This is a genomic window from Cellulomonas sp., from assembly GCF_965229465.1.
Taxonomy (GTDB): Bacteria; Actinomycetota; Actinomycetes; order Actinomycetales; family Cellulomonadaceae; genus Cellulomonas.
This window is the reverse complement of the sequence record NZ_OZ245882.1, coordinates 3,506,282-3,524,910: the sequence shown is the minus strand read 5'-3', so window position 1 is coordinate 3,524,910 and position 18,629 is coordinate 3,506,282. Positions and strand designations below refer to the sequence as shown.

At 74.2% G+C, this 18,629-nt stretch carries 13 protein-coding genes; 3 read left to right on the top strand and 10 right to left on the bottom strand.

Annotation, left to right across the window (positions count from 1 at the left end; translation table 11 throughout):
- Positions 1-29: 29 nt before the first annotated feature.
- From ACO06A_RS16670 to ACO06A_RS16650, 5 genes are all read right to left on the bottom strand, one after another.
- Positions 30-611: a regulatory protein RecX gene (locus tag ACO06A_RS16670; protein ID WP_421733316.1), complete on the bottom strand. Its 582-nt coding sequence runs from the start codon at positions 609-611 to the stop codon at positions 30-32.
- An 8-nt stretch (positions 612-619) separates the two neighbouring features.
- Complete coding sequence (gene recA, locus ACO06A_RS16665) at positions 620-1,660, bottom strand: recombinase RecA (RefSeq protein ID WP_056093287.1); 1,041 nt, start codon at positions 1,658-1,660, stop codon at positions 620-622.
- A gap of 207 nt (positions 1,661-1,867) precedes the next feature.
- The gene (locus ACO06A_RS16660; protein WP_421733315.1) at positions 1,868-2,644 is read right to left on the bottom strand and encodes an MBL fold metallo-hydrolase; all 777 of its coding nucleotides are present in this window, start codon (positions 2,642-2,644) and stop codon (positions 1,868-1,870) included.
- Positions 2,641-4,719: an alkaline phosphatase family protein gene (locus ACO06A_RS16655; protein WP_421733314.1), complete on the bottom strand. Its 2,079-nt coding sequence runs from the start codon at positions 4,717-4,719 to the stop codon at positions 2,641-2,643. The genes ACO06A_RS16660 and ACO06A_RS16655 overlap by 4 nt, the downstream gene beginning before the upstream one ends.
- 11 nt (positions 4,720-4,730) lie before the next feature.
- Positions 4,731-4,964, bottom strand: a complete 234-nt coding sequence (locus ACO06A_RS16650; RefSeq protein WP_421733313.1) for a DUF3046 domain-containing protein — start codon at positions 4,962-4,964, stop codon at positions 4,731-4,733.
- A gap of 62 nt (positions 4,965-5,026) precedes the next feature.
- Here ACO06A_RS16650 and ACO06A_RS16645 point away from each other — a divergent pair, with 62 nt between their 5' ends.
- Both ACO06A_RS16645 and ACO06A_RS16640 read left to right on the top strand, forming a co-directional pair.
- The gene (locus ACO06A_RS16645) at positions 5,027-9,898 is read left to right on the top strand and encodes an ATP-dependent helicase (RefSeq protein ID WP_421733312.1); all 4,872 of its coding nucleotides are present in this window, start codon (positions 5,027-5,029) and stop codon (positions 9,896-9,898) included.
- A gap of 6 nt (positions 9,899-9,904) precedes the next feature.
- On the top strand, positions 9,905-10,666 hold the full coding sequence (locus ACO06A_RS16640) for a DNA-formamidopyrimidine glycosylase family protein (protein ID WP_421733310.1): 762 nt from the start codon (positions 9,905-9,907) through the stop codon (positions 10,664-10,666).
- A gap of 141 nt (positions 10,667-10,807) precedes the next feature.
- Here the strand turns inward: ACO06A_RS16640 and ACO06A_RS16635 are convergent, their stop codons facing one another.
- The 3 genes from ACO06A_RS16635 to pgsA form a co-directional block, all read right to left on the bottom strand.
- Positions 10,808-11,149 (bottom strand): helix-turn-helix domain-containing protein, encoded by a 342-nt coding sequence (locus tag ACO06A_RS16635; protein ID WP_056093268.1) that lies wholly within the window; start codon positions 11,147-11,149, stop codon positions 10,808-10,810.
- A 215-nt stretch (positions 11,150-11,364) separates the two neighbouring features.
- Entirely contained in the window at positions 11,365-11,862 is a 498-nt protein-coding gene (locus ACO06A_RS16630; protein ID WP_421733309.1) for a CinA family protein, read from the bottom strand.
- 1 nt (position 11,863) lies between these two features.
- Positions 11,864-12,454: a CDP-diacylglycerol--glycerol-3-phosphate 3-phosphatidyltransferase gene (gene pgsA, locus ACO06A_RS16625; protein WP_421733308.1), complete on the bottom strand. Its 591-nt coding sequence runs from the start codon at positions 12,452-12,454 to the stop codon at positions 11,864-11,866.
- A 58-nt stretch (positions 12,455-12,512) separates the two neighbouring features.
- Between pgsA and ACO06A_RS16620 the strand changes: the two genes are divergently transcribed.
- Positions 12,513-13,811, top strand: a complete 1,299-nt coding sequence (locus ACO06A_RS16620) for a CapA family protein (protein ID WP_421733307.1) — start codon at positions 12,513-12,515, stop codon at positions 13,809-13,811.
- On the opposite strand, the gene ACO06A_RS16615 is transcribed toward ACO06A_RS16620, so the two are convergent.
- Together ACO06A_RS16615 and ACO06A_RS16610 are read right to left on the bottom strand one after the other, a co-directional pair.
- The gene (locus tag ACO06A_RS16615; protein WP_421733306.1) at positions 13,801-15,999 is read right to left on the bottom strand and encodes a putative bifunctional diguanylate cyclase/phosphodiesterase; all 2,199 of its coding nucleotides are present in this window, start codon (positions 15,997-15,999) and stop codon (positions 13,801-13,803) included. The genes ACO06A_RS16620 and ACO06A_RS16615 overlap by 11 nt on opposite strands.
- Positions 15,996-18,509, bottom strand: a complete 2,514-nt coding sequence (locus ACO06A_RS16610) for a DNA translocase FtsK 4TM domain-containing protein (RefSeq protein WP_421736085.1) — start codon at positions 18,507-18,509, stop codon at positions 15,996-15,998. The genes ACO06A_RS16615 and ACO06A_RS16610 overlap by 4 nt, the downstream gene beginning before the upstream one ends.
- Between the last annotated feature and the right edge of the window lie 120 nt (positions 18,510-18,629).

Genomic DNA, 18,629 nt, shown 5'->3' with positions numbered 1-18,629 from the left:
CGCACGAGTGTGTGCGGTTGTGCCGAAGGTCACGGACCCGGGTCGAACCCGTCCAGCTCCCCCTCGAGGTCCTGGAGCGCGAGCTCCTCACGCAGCAGCCGTGCCACGAGCCCGGGTGGATACCCCTTGCGCCCCAGGGCCGCGAGCGTGCGCCGCGACCGCGTCTGCGCGTCCAGGCCGGACGTCGAGGCCAGCTTGCGCCGCACGAGCCGCCGCGCGGCCTCGTCCTCGTCGTCTGCGTCGACCTGCTCGAGCGCGTCGCGGGCCGTCTCGTCGTCGATCCCGCGACGGCGCAGCTCCACCCCGATCGCCCGGCGGGAGAGCCCCCGCTCCGCGTGGCGCGTGCGGACGAGCATGCGCGCGTACTCGGTGTCGTCGATCAACCCGACCTCGGTGAACCGGTCGAGCACCCGCTCCGCGACCTCGTCCGGCACGTCCTTGCGTGCCATGGCCTCGGCGAGCTGCGCCCGGCTCCGGGCCGAGGCGGTGAGGAGCCGCAGCGCGATCGCCCGCGCCACGGACTCCTGGTCCGGCTCGGCGTCCTGCGCGGCCGAGCCCGTCGGGGGCGGCTCGGTGCCGAACCGCCCCCGACGTCCGTTTCTGCTGGTCATGCGACTGCTCAGAAGTCGACGACCGGCACGGCGTCCGCAGGTGCGTCGACCCGGGCGCCGATGCCGAGCTTCTCCTTGATCTTCTTGTCCAGCTCCACGGCCAGGTCCGGGTTGTCCCGCAGGAACGCGCGGGCGTTCTCCTTGCCCTGGCCCAGCTGGTCGCCCTCGTACGTGTACCAGGCGCCCGACTTGCGCACGAAGCCGTGCTCCACGCCCATGTCGATCAGGCTGCCCTCGCGGGAGATGCCGACGCCGTACAGGATGTCGAACTCCGCCTGCTTGAACGGCGGCGCCATCTTGTTCTTGACGACCTTCACGCGGGTCCGGTTGCCGACCGCCTCCGTGCCCTCCTTGAGGGTCTCGATGCGGCGGATGTCCAGGCGCACCGACGCGTAGAACTTCAGCGCCTTGCCACCCGTGGTCGTCTCGGGGGACCCGAACATCACGCCGATCTTCTCGCGCAGCTGGTTGATGAAGATGGCCGTGGTGCCGGACGAGTTGAGCGCACCGGTGATCTTGCGCAGCGCCTGGGACATGAGCCGGGCCTGGAGGCCGACGTGGCTGTCACCCATCTCGCCCTCGATCTCGGCCTTGGGCACGAGCGCGGCGACCGAGTCGACGACGACGACGTCGATGGCGCCGGAGCGGATCAGCATGTCCATGATCTCCAGCGCCTGCTCACCGGTGTCCGGCTGGGAGACGAGGAGTGCGTCGGTGTCGACGCCGAGCTTCTTGGCGTACTCGGGGTCCAGCGCGTGCTCCGCGTCGATGAAGGCGGCGATGCCGCCGGCCTTCTGCGCGTTGGCGACCGCGTGCAGCGCGAGGGTGGTCTTGCCGGAGGACTCCGGGCCGTAGATCTCCACGACGCGGCCGCGCGGCAGCCCGCCGATGCCGAGCGCGACGTCCAGGGCGATGGAGCCGGTGGGGATGACCTCCACCGGGGCGCGACCGTCGTCGCCGAGTCGCATGATCGACCCCTTGCCGAACTGGCGGTCGATCTGGCTGAGCGCGGCCTCGAGGGCCTTCTCGCGATCCTTCGGTGCGGGCATGTCGACCTCGTCTGTCTCGAGCAGCTGCTGCTGCGGTACGGGGGCTGGTCTTGTTGCGAGCGACGCTATGTCCGACCACCGACATACCGACCGAGCCACCCTCGTCCCCGGGATCCGGCGTCGGCCGGAGGGGGCTGTGGGAGGTTCGGTCGTCCACTCGCAGAAACCACCCTAGCCGAACAGGTGTTCGATGTACGCGACACGCCGTCAGCGTGTCGGGGTCACCGTGAGCTGCTCCCCCGGCGCCAGCACGTGCACGCGCACGTCCGGGGCGAGGCGGGCGGCCGCGCGCGCGAAGGCCGGCCCGGCGCGGTCCATCCAGCCCGGCGGCAGGCGTCGCGAGACGGGCGCGTGCAGCGTGCCCCAGTGGATGGGCACGGCCGAGCGCGCGCCCACGCTCCGGCACGCCCGCGCGGCCTGCGACGGGTCCATGTGGCCACCCGACAGCCGTGGCCCCCAGCCGCCGACCGGGACGAGCGCCAGGTCGACGGGGCCGCCGGCGAGCACGGGCAGGACCGACATGCTCGCGTACGGGGCGGTGTCGCCCGCGAACCAGATCCGGACGTCGTCGGTCGCCACCAGGAAGCCGTGCGTCGAGTTCGGCCGGTGCGGCATCTGCCGGTGCTCGTGCACGGCCGGGACGAGCCGCAGCCGGACGTCCGAGCCCGGCACCGTCCACCACTCGACGTCGGTGAGCCCGCGCGCCGACGGCACCCCGTGACCGCGCAGCCAGCGGGCGTTCGCCGGTGCGGTGAGCACCGGGACGTCACCTACCAGACGCAGCGAGCCCAGCTCGGCGTGGTCGTGGTGCAGGTGCGAGAGCAGGACCACGTCGGCGCCCTGCCAGTCCTCGGGGCGCGGGGCGGCCCCCCGGCGGCGCAGCAGCCCGGCGTGCCGGAGCAGCAGCGGGTCCGTGAGCAGCCGGACCCCGTCGACGTCGAGCACGGTGCTCGCATGGCCCAGCCACCGGACGTGCACGGTCATGGCCGCAGCCCCGCGGCGTCGGCCCAGCGGACCAGCTGCTCGTGCACCGCCTCGGCGCCCACCAGGATCTCGTCCTCCCCGACGGTCTCCCGGAGCTCGTCGGCGACCTGCCAGCGGGTCGGGTGCAGCAGGAACGCGTGGTTCTGCGCCCCGCCGATCCCGCCGTGCGACCCCACCTGGCCCTCGAAGGCGTGGATGTGGCCGCGGTCGGTGACCGTGGAGACCAGCAGCAGGTCGCCGGTGTGCGGGAGCCGGGCCGCGCGCAGCAGGTCGGCGCGCCCGCGCGGGCCGAACGGGACGAGCGGGTCCTCCCCCTCCGGCTCCGCATCGGGCTGCTCGAGCAGGACGAGGCCGCGCGGCCCGATCGCGACGAGGCCGCGCGCCTGCGTGTCGACGACGACGACCCCGACGCCGGGCCGGGCCGCGAGCCCGGTCACCATGCCCGGCCAGCGCTCCTGCAGCTCCTCGAGCGACAGCCGGTGCGGCACCTGCGGGAACCACACGAGCCCGAGGTTGCCGGAGCCGACGGTCACCACGTCGGGCACGTCGGCCCCGGTCGCCGGGTGCTTCGGACGCCCCTGGTCGGGACCCAGGACGGCCGAGCCCCGCGACAGGTTCAGCGCGCTGTTGACCAGGGCGTTCAGCTGGCCCCAGTCCTCACCCGTGCTGCTCTCGACCCCATCGGCGGCCGGCTCCGCCATGTGCGCGCGCACCGAGTCCAGCAGGGTCTCGCCGCCGAGCTGCTCGTAGGTGGCGCCCAGCGCCTGCCCGTGGTCGGAGAGCACCACGATCTCGTAGTCGCGCGGCGCCACCGCGGCCACCCGCTCGAGGGTGCCGAGCACGCGGTCGAGGCCCTCCAGGGAGCGCAGCGACTCCGGCCGGGTGGGACCGGCGTGGTGCGCGATCTCGTCGTAGTCCACGAGGTCCACGTAGATCGAGGGATCACCGCGGAGCAGCGCCTCGGCGACCAGCGACGTGTTCAGGTCGCGCAGGAGCACGTTGGTGATCCCGCGCAGGACGACGTACCAGCCGCCGCGCGAGATCCGCGGCTCCACGTCGCGCACGCGCTGACGGTGCGCCTGGTAGAGCTCCTTGATCATCTCCCCCGCCGACACGCTCACGGCGCGGGCCAGCACGAACGGGCTGGCGAAGAACCGCACGTACGCCGGGCCCGGCCCGAGCCCGCCGTCCGGGCCCTTGGTGCGGGACTTGCTCATCACGACGAAGCTGGTCGCGGCGTCGCCGGAGAACATCGTCGAGATCGCCGTACCCCCGCCCGCGAGCAGCCCCTTGCCCGTGGTGAGCCGCTGCTCGACCAGTGCGGCGTCCTCGGGGTGGTTGGTGACGACCAGCCGGCCGAGGTCCCGGTCCCACCAGCGGAACGCGGGGATCTGGGAGGAGTCGCCGTGCAGCAGACCCGCCTGGCTGGCCGGCGTCGTCGACGGGATCCGGGCCCACCAGGACTCCAGGCTGTGGCTCCCCGTGGTCATCCACCGCTGCACGGTCGGCGCCAGTCCCGCCTCGATGGCCTCGCGCAGCACCGGGGCCGCGACGCCGTCCAGCTGCACCACGAGCAGCCCTGCCTCGCGTGCCTCGCCGGCCACCCGCGGACGGATCCCCTCGCGGCGGGCCTGCCGACGCGCGCGACGCACGAGGTCGGAGACGACGTAGTCGCTGTTGCTCGCTCCGATCAGCCACCGCCCCACGGCCATGACGATCGCGGTGAGCACGAGCACCGCGAGCACGGACCAGACGGTGTCCACCGTGAAGCCCGGCACCACCGTGAGCGCCAACCACAGCACGGCGACCTGCGCCAGCAGCCCGAGGCCGAGCGCCAGGACCGCGCTCCCCCGGCGGGCGAGGAACCGCAGCGGGGCTCGGAGCAGGAGGTCGCCGACCGCCACGACGAGGGCCGCGAGGGCGATGGCCGCGACGTCGTCGGCGCGGACACCGCGACTGAGCGCGACGGCGAGGGCGAGGCCGACGCCGGTGGCCACGAGGGTCAGGACCGCCTCGCCGACGTCGCGCACGCTCGGCGCCCAGGTGGTGGCGCGCGTGCCGGTCCGGGACGTCATGAGGCGGTCTCCTAGGCGCGTGGGGGCGCTGGGCGGCGGGCGTCCGCCCCCCAGCGGTCGATCTCCGAGATCTCGAGCTCGTCGCAGAGCGCGTGCCAGACGGTGCGCGGCTCGACGTTGTCGTCGAGGGCCTGCATCGCCGTGCGCTGGTCGAGCCCGCGGAGCACGAGCTCACGCGTCAGCTCGCGGCCGTGCGCGCTGCCGAGGACCTCGTCCACCAGCAGCCAGAACTCTCGAAGCCTCACGGGTGACAGCCTGCCACCCCGCGAGGCGCGCGGGTGTCGGTGCCGCCCGACACAATGGCCGGGTGGTGCTCGACCGCTTCTCCGACCCGACCAGGACCTGGTTCACGGGTGCCTTCGCCGAGCCCACCACCGCGCAGCTCGGGGCGTGGACCGCGGTCGCCGGCGGGGACCACGCGCTGGTCGTCGCCCCCACCGGGTCCGGCAAGACGCTGGCCGCCTTCCTGTGGGCGCTGGACGGACTCCTGACCGGCGAGCGGTCCGCCGATCCCGTCGAGCGCTGCCGAGTCCTCTACGTCTCCCCGCTCAAGGCGCTCGCCACCGACGTCGAGCGCAACCTGCGCTCCCCGCTGGTCGGCATCCGGCAGGCGGCCACGCGGCTCGGGCTCGAGCTGCCCGACGTGACCGTCGGCATCCGCACCGGCGACACGCCCCCGAACGAGCGCCGCGCCTTCGCGACGAAGCCGCCGGACATCCTGATCACCACCCCCGAGTCGCTCTACCTGGTGCTCACGTCGGGCGCCCGGGCTGGGCTGGCCGGGGTGCGCACCGTGATCGTCGACGAGATCCACGCGGTGGCCGGCACCAAGCGGGGCGCGCACCTCGCCCTGTCGCTCGAACGGCTCGACGCGCTGCTCGACCACCCCGGCGGTCCCGGACCGGTGCAGCGCATCGGCCTGTCGGCCACCGTCCGGCCCGTCGACGCGGTCGCGGAGTTCCTCGGGGGCGCGCGCTCGACGGCGGACGGGGGCCGTCCGGTCGTCGTGGTGCAGCCACCCTCGACCAAGAGGATCGAGGTCGAGGTCGTCGTCCCCGTGCCGGACCTGTCGGACCTGCGCGGCACCGAGGGCACGGACGACCTGGACCTGTCCGGCGCCGCGGCCGGCCCGCTGCCGCGCCCGTCGATCTGGCCGCACGTCGAGGAGCGCGTCGTCGACCTCGTGGCCCAGCACCGGTCCACCCTCGTGTTCACCAACTCGCGGCGCGGCGCCGAGCGGCTGACCGCACGGATGAACGAGGTCTGGGCCGAGCGCTCGGGCCAGGACGTGCCGGACCCCGCGACGCTGCGCGCGGCAGCGGTGCCCGCGCAGTCCGGGACGGCGGTCGGGGTCGACACGCGGGACGCTGCGACGATCCTCGCGCGGGCGCACCACGGCTCGATGAGCCGCGCGGAGCGGACGCGGACCGAGTCGGAGCTCAAGGCCGGGCTGCTGCCGGCGGTGGTCGCGACGAGCTCGCTGGAGCTCGGGATCGACATGGGCGCCATCGACCTGGTGGTGCAGGTGGGGTCCCCGCCGTCGGTGGCCAGCGGTCTCCAGCGCGTGGGCCGGGCCGGGCACCAGGTGGGTGCGGTGTCGCGAGGGATCGTGTTCCCGACGTTCCGGGGGGAGCTGGTCCCCGCGGCGGTCACGGCCCAGCGCATGCGGGACGGGTCGCTCGAGGCGATACGGATCCCCCGCAACCCCCTCGACGTGCTCGCGCAGCAGATCGTCGCCATGGTCGCGGTGGAGGACTGGTCGCTCGACGAGCTGGCGATGGTGCTCCGCCGGGCGTCGCCGTTCTCCGGGCTCGGTGAGGCGACGCTGCGCGCGGTGCTCGACATGCTGGCCGGTCGGTACCCCAGCGAGGAGTTCGCGGAGCTGCGGCCCCGGCTGGTGTGGGACCGGGTGCGCGACGTGCTCAGCGGGCGGCCGGGCGCGCTGCGGCTCGCGGTCACGAGCGGAGGCACGATCCCGGACCGTGGCCTGTTCGGTGTGTTCCTGGCGAGCGGGGCGACCACCAGCGACGTCCCCGTGGACGCGGAGCGGTCGGGCGGCACGGTGCGCGGTGGCAAGCGCGTGGGCGAGCTCGACGAGGAGATGGTCTACGAGTCCCGCGTCGGCGACATGTTCACGCTCGGCTCCAGCACGTGGCGGATCGACGACATCACCCCGGACCGCGTGCTGGTCACGCCGGCACCCGGGGTCCCCGGCAGGTTGCCGTTCTGGAAGGGCGACTCGCAGGGCCGGCCTGCCGAGCTCGGCCAGGCGATGGGCGCCTGGGTCCGCGAGCTCGGCACGCTGGCCGACGACGACGCCCGCGCGCGCGTCGAGGCGGCCGGGCTCGACCCGTGGGCGGCCGACAACCTGCTCACCTACCTGCGCGAGCAGCGCGACGCGACCGGCGAGGTCCCCACCGACGTGGTGCTCGTGGTGGAGCGGTTCCGTGACGAGCTGGGCGACTGGCGGGTGGTGCTGCACTCCCCGTACGGCGCGCGCGTGCACGCCCCCTGGGCCATCGTCATCGGCGCTCGGTTGCGCGAGCGGTACGGGGTCGACGCGGCCGCGATGCACTCGGACGACGGGATCGTCCTGCGCCTGCCCGACATGCTGGACGGCGGCCTGGACGCGGGGTTCGGCGTCGACGACCCCTGGGCCGAGCAGACCGGGCCGGCGATCGACCTGGCGTCCCTGTTCCTCGACCCCGACGAGGTGCTCGACTCGGTGCAGGCCGAGCTGGGCTCCTCGGCCATGTTCGGTGCACGCTTCCGCGAGGCGGCGAGCCGCGCCCTGCTGCTCCCCCGGCGCCGGCCCGACCGCCGCCAGCCGCTCTGGCAGCAGCGGCAGCGCTCGGCGCAGCTGCTGTCGGTGGCGTCGGCCTACCCCGACTTCCCGATCCTGCTCGAGGCGGTCCGGGAGTGCCTCCAGGACGACTTCGACACCGAGGCGCTGACCACGCTCATGCGGGACGTCGCGTCGCGCAAGATCCGCGTGGTCGAGGTGACCACCACCCAGCCGTCGCCGTTCGCGCAGTCCCTGCTGTTCGGGTACACCGCCCAGTTCCTCTACGACGGCGACGCGCCCCTGGCCGAGCGCCGGGCCGCCGCGCTCACCCTCGACCCCACGCTGCTCGCCGAGCTCCTGGGCCAGGGCGGCGAGTCCCAGCTGGCCGACCTGCTCGACCCGGACGCCGTGCTGCGCACCGAGGCCGAGCTGAGCGGCCGCGCGCCGGAGCGTCAGGCGGGCACGCTCGAGCAGCTGGCCGACGCCGTCCGGCGGCACGGACCGCTCACCGCGGGCGAGCTGGCGGAGCGCACGAAGCCGGAGGTCCGCGAGCAGGTGCCGGCCTGGTTGACCGAGCTCGAGAGCGCGCGGCGCCTGATCCGGGTGCGGCTCGGCGGCGTGGCGCCGGACCGTGCGGAGCAGTGGGCGGCCGTCGAGGACGCCGGGCGGCTGCGCGACGCACTCGGGGTCGCTCTGCCGGTCGGGGTGCCCGAGGTGTTCACCGAGGTGGTGCCGGACCCGGTGGGCGACCTGCTGCGCCGGCACGCCCGCACGCACGGGCCGTTCACGGCGGCACAGGCCGCCACCCGGTTCGGCTGGGGTGTGGCGGTCGTGGCGGAGACGCTGCGCCGGCTGGAGGGCCTGGGCGTGCTCGTGCAGGGACGCCTGCGCCCGGACGTGCTCGGGGGTACCGGCGACGAGTTCTGCGACGCCGACGTGCTGCGGACGTTGCGGCGCCGGTCTCTCGCCGCGCTGCGGGCCGAGGTCGAACCGGTCGACCCGCAGGCGCTCGGGGTGTTCCTGCCGCGCTGGCAGGGAGTGCAGCCCGTCGGTCGGTCCGGCCGCGGCTCGGCCACCGGCACGCTGCGGGGCGTCGACGGCGTCGCGCGCGTGGTCGAACAGCTCGCCGGCGCGGTCCTGCCGGCGTCGGCACTGGAGACCCACGTCCTGCCCGCCCGGGTGATCGACTACAGCCCGGCGATGCTCGACGAGCTGACTGCTGCGGGCGAGGTCGTCTGGGCGGGCCACGGGTCGCTGGCCGGGCACGACGGCCTCATCTCGGTGCATCCCGCCGCGGTCGCCGACCTCACCCTCCCGGCCGCGGAGACCGCGCCCGACTCCCCGCTGCACACCGCCATCCTCGAGGCGCTCGGCGGCGGTGGGGCCTGGTTCCTCGGCGCGCTGGCTGAGCGCGTCCGCCAGCTCCGTCCCGACGAGGCATCACCGTCTCAGGCCGACGTGGCGACCGCGGTGTGGGATCTGGTGTGGGCGGGCCACGTGACCAACGACGGCCTCGCCCCCCTGCGCGCCTGGCTGGGCACCGGGAGCACGGCCCACCGCACGAAGTCCGCGGCACCCCGCGGGCGGCCGCTGCGCCCACGCCTCGGCCTGCGCGCTGCCGTCCAGCTTGCCGGCGACCCCGGCACCCGGTCGAGCGCGCTCGGGCTCAACGGCGCCGCGAGCGGCGGCCGCTGGTCCCTGCTGCCGGCGCGCGAGCCCGACCCGACGCTGCGGGCGCACGCCCTGGCCGCCCAGCTGCTCGACCGGCACGGCATCCTCACCCGCGCGGTCGCCCCGGCGGAGGGGATCGGCGCCCGGTTCGCCGACGTCTATCGCGTGCTGTCCGCGCTGGAGCAGGGCGGTCAGGTGCGACGCGGCTACTTCGTCGAGCGGCTCGGCGGCTCGCAGTTCGCGCTGCCCGGCGCGGTGGACCGGCTGCGGATCGACGCCCAGGTGGTCGAGCGGTCGGCCGACGAGGACGGTCCGACCGATCTCCAGGTCGTGGTGCTGGCAGCGACCGACCCGGCGAACCCGTACGGCGCGTCGCTGCCCTGGCCGGTCGCCGGACCCGACCCGACGGACGGCGGCGCGGGCCGGCACCGACCCGGTCGCAAGGGAGGCGCGCTCGTCGTGCTCGTCGACGGCGCGCTGGTGCTCTACCTCGAGCGCGGCGGCCGGACCGTCCTGTCGTTCACGTCCGACACCGGGGTCCTGGACGCCGCCGCCGAGGGGCTCGTGACCACGGCACGGACCCGGCACACCGGTCGGCTCACGATCGTGCGGGTCGACGGCGTGGACGTCCTCGAGGGTGCGCTGCACAGCCCGCTCGGCAAGGCGCTCGCCGCCGCCGGGTTCGCCACCACCCCGCGCGGCCTGCGCCTGCGCCAGTCGTGAGGTCCCGTGCCTGAGGGCGACATCCTGCGCCGGACCGCGGACCGGTTCCAGCAGGCGATCGGCGGCCAGGTGCTCGTCCGCTCCGACCTGCGCTGGCCGACCGCAGCCACGGTGGACCTCGTCGGCCGCACCGTCCTGGAGACCCGGTCCTACGGCAAGCACCTGCTCACCCGGTTCGACGACGGCCGGACGCTGCACACCCACCTGCGCATGGAGGGGTACTGGCGGATCGCCCGCACCGGCTCCCCCGAGGCGTCGGCCCGGTCCCCGCAGGTCCGTGCGGTGCTGGCCACGGCGGACTGGACCACGGTCGGGTACCACCTGGGGATGCTCGACGTGGTGCGCACCCGCGACGAGCGCACCCTGATCGGGCACCTGGGGCCGGACATGCTGGCGGAGGAGCTCGACCTGGACGAGGCGCTGCGGCGGTGGACGGACCGCGGGTCGACTCCCGCGGCGGAGGTGCTCCTGGACCAGACGGTCACCGCGGGGATCGGCACGATCTTCGCGGCCGAGTCGCTGTTCGCCGAGCGGCTGTGGCCGTGGACGCCTGCGGACGCGGTCGACGACCCCGGTCGGCTGCTGTCGGTCGCTCGACGGCAGCTCCAACGGGCGGTCGCTGACGGCCGGCCTCCCGGTCACGTGCACGGCAGGCTGCGCCAGCCGTGCCACCGGTGCGGGCGACCGATTGTCGTGGGGCAGGCGCGCAAGCCGCCGATGGAGCGCCCGATCTTCTACTGCCCGCGATGCCAGGCGGACCCTGCCTGACCCCGGAACGCGCAACGGTCCGCGGGCGGGTGCCCACGGACCGTGCAGGAGGACGAACGAACATCGCTGTCCGTCGTCGCGGGCGCCCGGAAGCCACCCGTCGACCGAGCGGAGATCCCGCCCGATCATTCACGAACTACCTCAGCTGATGGCGGCGAGCTCCGACCGCGACCGCGCCCATCCGAAGTCGGTGGCGCTGGCCACCGACGCCGCGAGGTCCGCCGGCACCGTGTCGGGGATCAGCAGACCCTCGGCGACGGCCACGCGGTCACTGACCTCACGCAGGACGAGCGACATCGGGACGTCGAGCGCCTCGCAGATGCTGTTGAGCAGCTCCGAGGACGCCTCCTTCTGGCCCCGCTCCACCTCGCTCAGGTACCCGAGCGACACGCGGGCTGCCGACGACACCTCACGCAGGGTGCGCCCCTGGCGCTGTCGCGCATCCCGCAGCACATCGCCGATCTCTCGACGGAGTACAACCATCCGGGCTCCCCCTCTCGCGTCACGTGCCACATCTTTGCCGGGAACCGGGATCCGCTGGGGACCCGGGACCACTGGAACCCCAGAAACCTTCGCCGGGAGGATTCCACCGTACCTTGCACCGCCGACACGCGACGGCATGCGCCGTGCCGGGGGTCGAGTGCTCATCACGGACGTTCCAACGACGCGACACCCCGCAGTGTTCCCGCTCCCGCGCCCTAGGGCAGGTCCCAGGGTCGAGATTCACCCCGCTCGGCCACGAACTCCACCCCCAGCGCCAGGACGGCGTCCACGGTCTGCGCCCGCACGGACGCCCGGGGACCGGCCAGGTCCAGGGAGCGCACGTGGGTGCCGTCCGGCGTGGCGACCGCGACGTGCACGGTGCCCGGCGGGTGCCCGTCCTGCGGGTCGGGGCCGGCGACCCCCGTGGTCGCCAGCCCCACGTCTGCCCCCAGGCGCGTCCGGACACCGAGGGCCATCGCGCGCGCGACGTCCGGGTCGACCGCACCGCGCGCCACCAGCAGGTCGCGGTCCACGTCGAGCAGCGTCCCCTTGAGATCGGTGGCGTAGGCGACGACGGCCCCGCGCAGGACCGCCGAGGCTCCGGGCACGTCCACGAGCGCGGCCGACACGAGCCCACCGGTCAGCGACTCGGCCACGCCCAGCGACCAGCCGCGCGCACCGAGCGCCGCGAGGAGGTCGGTCGCCAGGGACACGTCACAGCCCAGCGGCGGGCGGGCGGCTGGCGGTGCGGCGGATCTGCAGGCCCGCCCGCGCATAGTCCAGGCCGGTCACCACGGTCACCACCACCGCCGCGCCCATGACGACCGCCGCGACCACCTCGACGAACGCGGGAAGCTCGTCGAGCGGCAGGAGGTAGAGCCCGATCGCCACCGACTGGAGGACGGTCTTCAGCTTGCCTCCCCGGGAGGCGGGCAGCACCACGTACCGCAGCAGGAAGAACCGCATGGCCGTGATGCCCAGCTCGCGCACGAGGATCACCACGGTCACCCACCACGGCAGGTCGCCGAGCCACGACAGCAGGACGAGGGCGGTGCCGATGAGCACCTTGTCCGCGATCGGATCGAGGAGCTTGCCGAGGTCCGTGACCTGGCCGGAGCGGCGAGCGAGCCAGCCGTCGAGCCGGTCGGTCGCCGCGGCCACGACGAAGAGCGCGGTCGCGATCAGCCTGCCCGTCGTGCTGTGGCCGCCGTCGGCGAGGAGAGCCCAGGCGAAGAAGGGCACCAGCGCGATACGCAGCACCGTGACAACGTTCGCCAGGTTCCAGGCGGAGGGTACGGCGTCCATCACCCGGACAGCCTAGAGGGGCGCACGTCATGCCCCGTTCACCACCTAGAGTCCGCCTGTGACCCGCCACGCCCGCGCCGGCCGCCGCACTCCCGTCGTCGCGGGCCTCGCGATCCTCGTGCTGCTCCTCGTGAGCCTCGGCGCGGTCGCAGCAGCACTGCGACCGGCAGGTCCGCCGGTCACCGCCGTGACCACCTCGCCGTCGCCGACGAGCCCGGACAGCACTCCGACGCCCACGCCGACGCCCGACCCGGATGCGGAGCTCTCGATCGTCGCCGCCGGTGACGTGCTCCCGCACCTGCCCGTGCTCTCCAGCGCCCGCACCGCGGACGGCTACGACTTCGGGCCGGTCCTCGGGCCCATGAACCCGTGGATCCAGGGCGCCGACCTCGCCCTGTGCCACCTGGAGGTGGCCGTCACGCCCGCGGGCACGGCACCCAGCGGCTACCCGATGTTCGCGACGCCGCCGCAGATCGCGAGCTCGCTCCGGGCGCAGGGCTGGGACGGCTGCTCGACCTCGTCGAACCACTCGGTCGACCGCGGGTTCGCCGGCGTGACGGCGACGCTGGATGCGCTCGACGCGGCCGGGCTGGGGCACACCGGCACGGCGCGCACCGCGGTCGAGCAGTCGCAGCCGCAGCTCTACCGGCTCCAGCGCGGCGGTCGGACGATCACCGTCGCGCACGTCGCCGCGACCTACGCGACCAACGGCATGCCGGTCGACGCGGACAAGCCGTGGTCGGTGAATCTCATCGACGTGCCCGCGATGGTGGCGCAGGCGACCGCGGCGCGCGCGGCCGGCGCCGACCTCGTGATCGCCAGCGTGCACTGCTGCGTCGAGTACCAGACGGAGCCGACGCCCGAGCAGGTGGCGATCGACCAGCAGCTGGCCGACTCCGGGGTGTTCGACCTGGTCATCGGCCACCACGCACACGTGCCGCAGCCGGTCGTGCACCTGGACGGCGGACCCCGCGGCGAGGGCATGTGGGTGGCGTACGGCCTCGGCAACTACGTGTCGAACCAGGACGGCGAGTGCTGCTCGCCGAAGACGTCCTCCGGGCTGCTGCTCACTGCGCACGTCGAGGCCACCGGGGCGTTCCCGGCCGAGGGGCGGCCCGCAGGGCCGGCGCGGGTCACCGGGGTCGAGTGGACACCGATCACGCTCGACCGGCTCGGCGGCCACCAGGTGCACGCGCTCGTCGACATCCCCGGCGGCACGGCCACGCTGAGCGCCGCGCAGGTGGCGGAGCGGACGGCGGCCGTGCTCGAGGCCGCGGGCACCCAGGCTCCGCAGCGCACCACCCCGACGACGCCCACGGGCCCCGCGCCCGCCGTCGTGCCGCGCGTCAGCGGCTGATGTCGCCCGGCTGCGCGCTGCCGTACAGCCAGCCCTGCCCGTAGCGCCAGCCGTTGCGGTGCAGGTACTCGGCCTGCTCCTCGTGCTCGATGCCCTCCGCGATGGTCACCATCGCCAGCTCGCGCGCCAGAGCCCCGAGCGCCCGCGCCACCTTGCCGGCGGTCGGATCCTCCGGGATGCCGGACGTGAACGACATGTCGAGCTTCACCCCGGCCACCGGCAGGTCCCTCAGGTAGGACAGCGGCGACACGCCCGTCCCGAAGTCGTCGAGCAGGATGGGCACACCCGCCGCGGACAGCTGGGTGAGCTCGTGCCGGATGCGCGTGCCGGACGCGACGAGCGACGACTCGGTGAGCTCCACCACGATCCGGCCCGCGGTCAGCCGGTGCCGGGAGATCTCCGCCAGCAGCGTCGTCGCGAACTCGCCGTCCCCCAGCTGGTCGGCCGACACGTTCACCGACACCCAGCGCGTGCGGTCGTGGATGGACGCGACGAACTCCACGACGCGCGTGGCCACCAGCTGCCCGAGCGCGACCGACATCCCCGCCTCCTGGATGAGGGACAGGAACGAGGCCGGCAGCAGGAGACCGCGCTGCGGGTGCTCCCACCGCACGAGCGCCTCGTAGCCGACGACGCGGGCGTCGGACAGGTCCACGATCGGCTGGTAGTGGACCACCAGCTGGTCCTCGGCGATCGCCGCGGCGAGCTCGCGGTGCAGGTCGGAGGCCGACCCCATCGTCATCGACGACTCGTAGACCTCCGTGCGCCCGCGACCGGAGCCCTTGGCCCGGTAGAGCGCGGCGTCGGCGGCGGCCAGCAGACCGGGGGCGCCGCCCTCGATCGAGTCGGGGTCCGCGATCGCGATGCCGATGCTCGCGGCGACGTTGAGCCGGCGCCGGCCCACCCGGACCGCCTCCTGGAGCCCGGCGTGGATGGCGCTGGCCACCTCGAACACGGCCCGGGGCCCGTCGAGGTCCTGCACGACGACCACGAACTCGTCACCGCCGAGCCGCGCGACGGTGCCCCGGCGGGCGGTCGCGGCGCGCAGCACGCCGGCGACGTGCACCAGCACCTCGTCGCCCGCGGCGTGCCCGTAGCGGTCGTTGATCTCCTTGAAGCCGTCCAGGTCGCAGGCCAGCACGGCCACCCGGTCGACCACCCCGGGCTGCTCCAGCACCGCCTGGAGCACCTCCTGGAGCAGCGTGCGGTTGGCGAGGCCGGTCAGGGGGTCGTGCATGGCGCGGTGCGTGAGCATCTCGGCCTGGAGCCGGGACTCCGTGGAGTCGCGCACCTGGACGACGAAGTGGTCCGGGGCGCCCGACGGGGTCCGCACCAGCGCGGCGTCGAGCGCCACCCAGACCTCGTGGCCGTCGGCCCGCTGGTACCGCTTCTCCAGGGAGAACCGGTGCTGCCCGCCGCCGAGCAGGCGGTCGACCTCGAGGCGCTCGGCGGGCCGGCCCTCGGGCGTGCTGAGGTCCTCCATCCGGTACCCGCGCAGGGCTCCGACGCTCGTACCCAGCAGCTCGGCGAACGCGGCGTTGGCCTCGACGATCCGCCACTCCACGTCGACGAGGGCCATGCCGATGGGCGCGTTCTCCATCGCGACCCGGAACTGCATCTCGCTGCGCGACAGGGCGGCCTCGACCTCGCGCCTGCCGGTGACGTCGACGAGCGTGGTGAGCACCGCGGCGGCCTCGCCGTCACCGGCGGGCACGAGCTGGCTGGCCACCTGCACCATGCGCGCCTGGGTGGTGTCCGTCCCGGGCAGCGCGACGCCGACGAGCTCGGAGTCCACGGTCCACCCCGCCCGGGCGACGCCGGAGCGGTGGCCCAGGACCGCGGCCGGGTTCATGGCCAGGCCCATCTCGTTGACCAGGACCACCGGGAGGTCGCCCACCGACCGTCCGACGGCTGACCTGGCATCGATGCCGAGGATCGCCGCCGCACGCTCGGAGATGTCCAGCACCCGGCCCGACAACGACTGGACGAGGACGCCCTCCTTGGTCACGGCCTGGAGGGCGTCGTACCGGTGCCGCAGCTCGCGGGACAGCTCCAGCAGCTCGATCGCGCGACGGACCTGCGCGCGCTGCCTGCCGAGCAGGATGAGGACGGCCACGAGCGCCACGATCGCGACGATCGCGATCACCGTGCTGACGACCCCCCAGGGGCCGGGGAACGGGCCGCTCACCGACCCCCGCCGGACCACTGCCCGGCGTCGTCCTCCTCCGCACCGTCGAAGTAGTCGGTCGCCACGGGAGGCTCGCCCGGCAGGGCACCGTCCGCGCCCATGGCGTACCGGTCGTCCTCCTCCTCGCCCGGCGCGCCGCGCAGCATGGCGAGCGTGCCCGGCAGGTCGTCGGCCTGGACCAGCACCTCGCGAGCCTTCGAGCCCTCGGAGGGCCCGACGATCTCGCGCGACTCGAGCAGGTCCATGAGCCGACCCGCCTTCGCGAACCCGACCCGCAGCTTGCGCTGGAGCATCGAGGTGGACCCGAACTGCGTGGTCACCACCAGCTCGGCGGCCTGGAGCAGGAGGTCGAGGTCGTCGCCGATGTCCTCGTCGACCGTCTTCTTCACCGCCGCTACCGCGACGTCCTGGCGGTAGGAGGGCTTGAGCTGCTTCTTCACGTGCTCGACGACCGCGTGGATCTCCGACTCGGACACCCAGGCACCCTGCGTACGCATGGGCTTGGCGGCGCCCATCGGCAGGAAGAGCGCGTCGCCCTGCCCGATCAGCTTCTCGGCGCCGGGCTGGTCCAGCACGACGCGGGAGTCGGTCAGCGAGCTGGTGGCGAAGGCCAGCCGGGACGGCACGTTCGCCTTGATCAGGCCGGTCACCACGTCGACGCTGGGGCGCTGCGTGGCGAGCACCAGGTGGATGCCGGCGGCACGGGCCAGCTGCGTGATGCGCTGGATCGAGGCCTCGACGTCGCGCGGGGCCACCATCATCAGGTCGGCGAGCTCGTCGACGACCACCAGGAGGTAGGGGTACGTGGCGATCTTGCGCTCGGAGCCCGGCAGCGGCTTGACCTTGCCCGCGCGGACCGCCGTGTTGAAGTCGTCGATGTGCTTGAACCCGAAGTTGGCCAGGTCGTCGTAGCGCGCCTCCATCTCGCGCACCACCCACTCCAGCGCCTCCGCGGCCTTCTTGGGGTTCGTGATGATCGGCGTGATCAGGTGCGGGATGCCCTCGTAGACCGTCAGCTCCACGCGCTTCGGGTCGACCAGGACCATGCGGACCTCGTCGGGCGTCGCACGCATGAGGATCGACACGATCATCGAGTTCACGAAGCTCGACTTGCCCGCGCCGGTGGCGCCGGCCACCAGCAGGTGGGGCATCTTGGCCAGGTTGGCGGTGACGTAGCCGCCCTCGACGTCCTTGCCGACGCCGATCACCATCGGGTGCTCGGTGCGCTTGGCCGCGCTGGAGCGCAGCACGTCGCCCAGCGACACGGTCTCCCGGTCGGTGTTCGGGATCTCGATGCCGATCGCCGACTTGCCGGGGATCGGCGACAGGATGCGGACGTCGGCGCTGGCGACCGCGTAGGCGATGTTCTTGCTCAGCGCGGTGACCCGCTCGACCTTGACGGACCTGCCCAGCTCGACCTCGTACCGCGTCACCGTCGGGCCGCGGGTGAAGCCGGTGACCTGGGCGTCGATCTCGAACGCCTCGAGCACCGAGGTCAGCGACTCGACGACGCGGTCGTTGGCGGCCGAGCGCACCTTGTGCGGGGCGCCCTTGGCCAGGACGTCCTCGGCCGGGAGGGTGTAGAGCACGTCGCCGCCGAGCATCGGCTGCTCGCCGCGCGGGACGGGCGTGGTCTCGGGCGCGGTCAGCGGGCGCTTGGTCGCCGCGACGACCGTCGTCGGCACGGTGTCCGGGGCGGCGTCGCGGGCGAGCTGCGCCTCCGCCTCGGCCTCTGCGGCGGCGACGATGGCCGCGCGCGCGAACGCCTCGTCGCCGTCGTACCCGTCCAGGCGGGTGTCCTCGGGCTCGTCCACCTGGTCGGCGCGCTGGCGGCGGCGCCCGAGCAGTCCCCGCTTGGCCGGTGGGGCCTCGATCTGGGGGACGGCCGTGTGCAGGGCGTTGATCACCAGGGGCGCGTCGTCCTCCACCTCGGCGGCCGGTTCGCGGTGGTTGCCGGTGAGCTTGTCGTAGACGCCGCGCAGCCGCGGGATCACCTGGTGCACCGGCGTCGCGGTGACGACGAGGACGCCGAAGAACGCCAGCAGGATCAGCAGCGCCACCCCCACGCCCGGCGTGAGCAGGCTGGCCAGCGGCGTACCGACCAGGAACCCGACCATCCCGCCGGCCAGCCGCAGGGCGGGGAAGTCGTCGGTGGTGGGCAGTCCGGCGCCGATCTGCACCAGACCGCAGACCGCGAGCGTGATCGCGCCGAGGCCGATGACGATGCGCCCGTTGGCCTCGACGCGCTCCGGGTGCCGCATCAGCCGGACCGCGAGCCCGAGCAGGACGACCGGGACGACGACGCCGACCTTGCCGAACGTGCCCGCCACGACGTTGTGCACGACGGTGCCGGCGGTGCCGGACAGGTCCCACCACTCGCGGGCCGCGATGACGATGGCCAGACCGAGGAGCGTGAACGCCAGGCCGTCGCGGCGGTGCGAGGGGTCGAGGTCCCGGGCACCCTTGCCGACGCGGCGCGCGGTGCCGCCGACGAGGTGCGCCGTGCCCATGAACACGCCCTTGACGATGCGGACGGGAAGGGCCGGTCGGGGCGGGGGCGGAGCCGGCCTGCGCCCTTGCGGGCGAGAGGATCCGGCAGCCTTTCCGGTCGGCTTGCCGGTGGCGCGCGA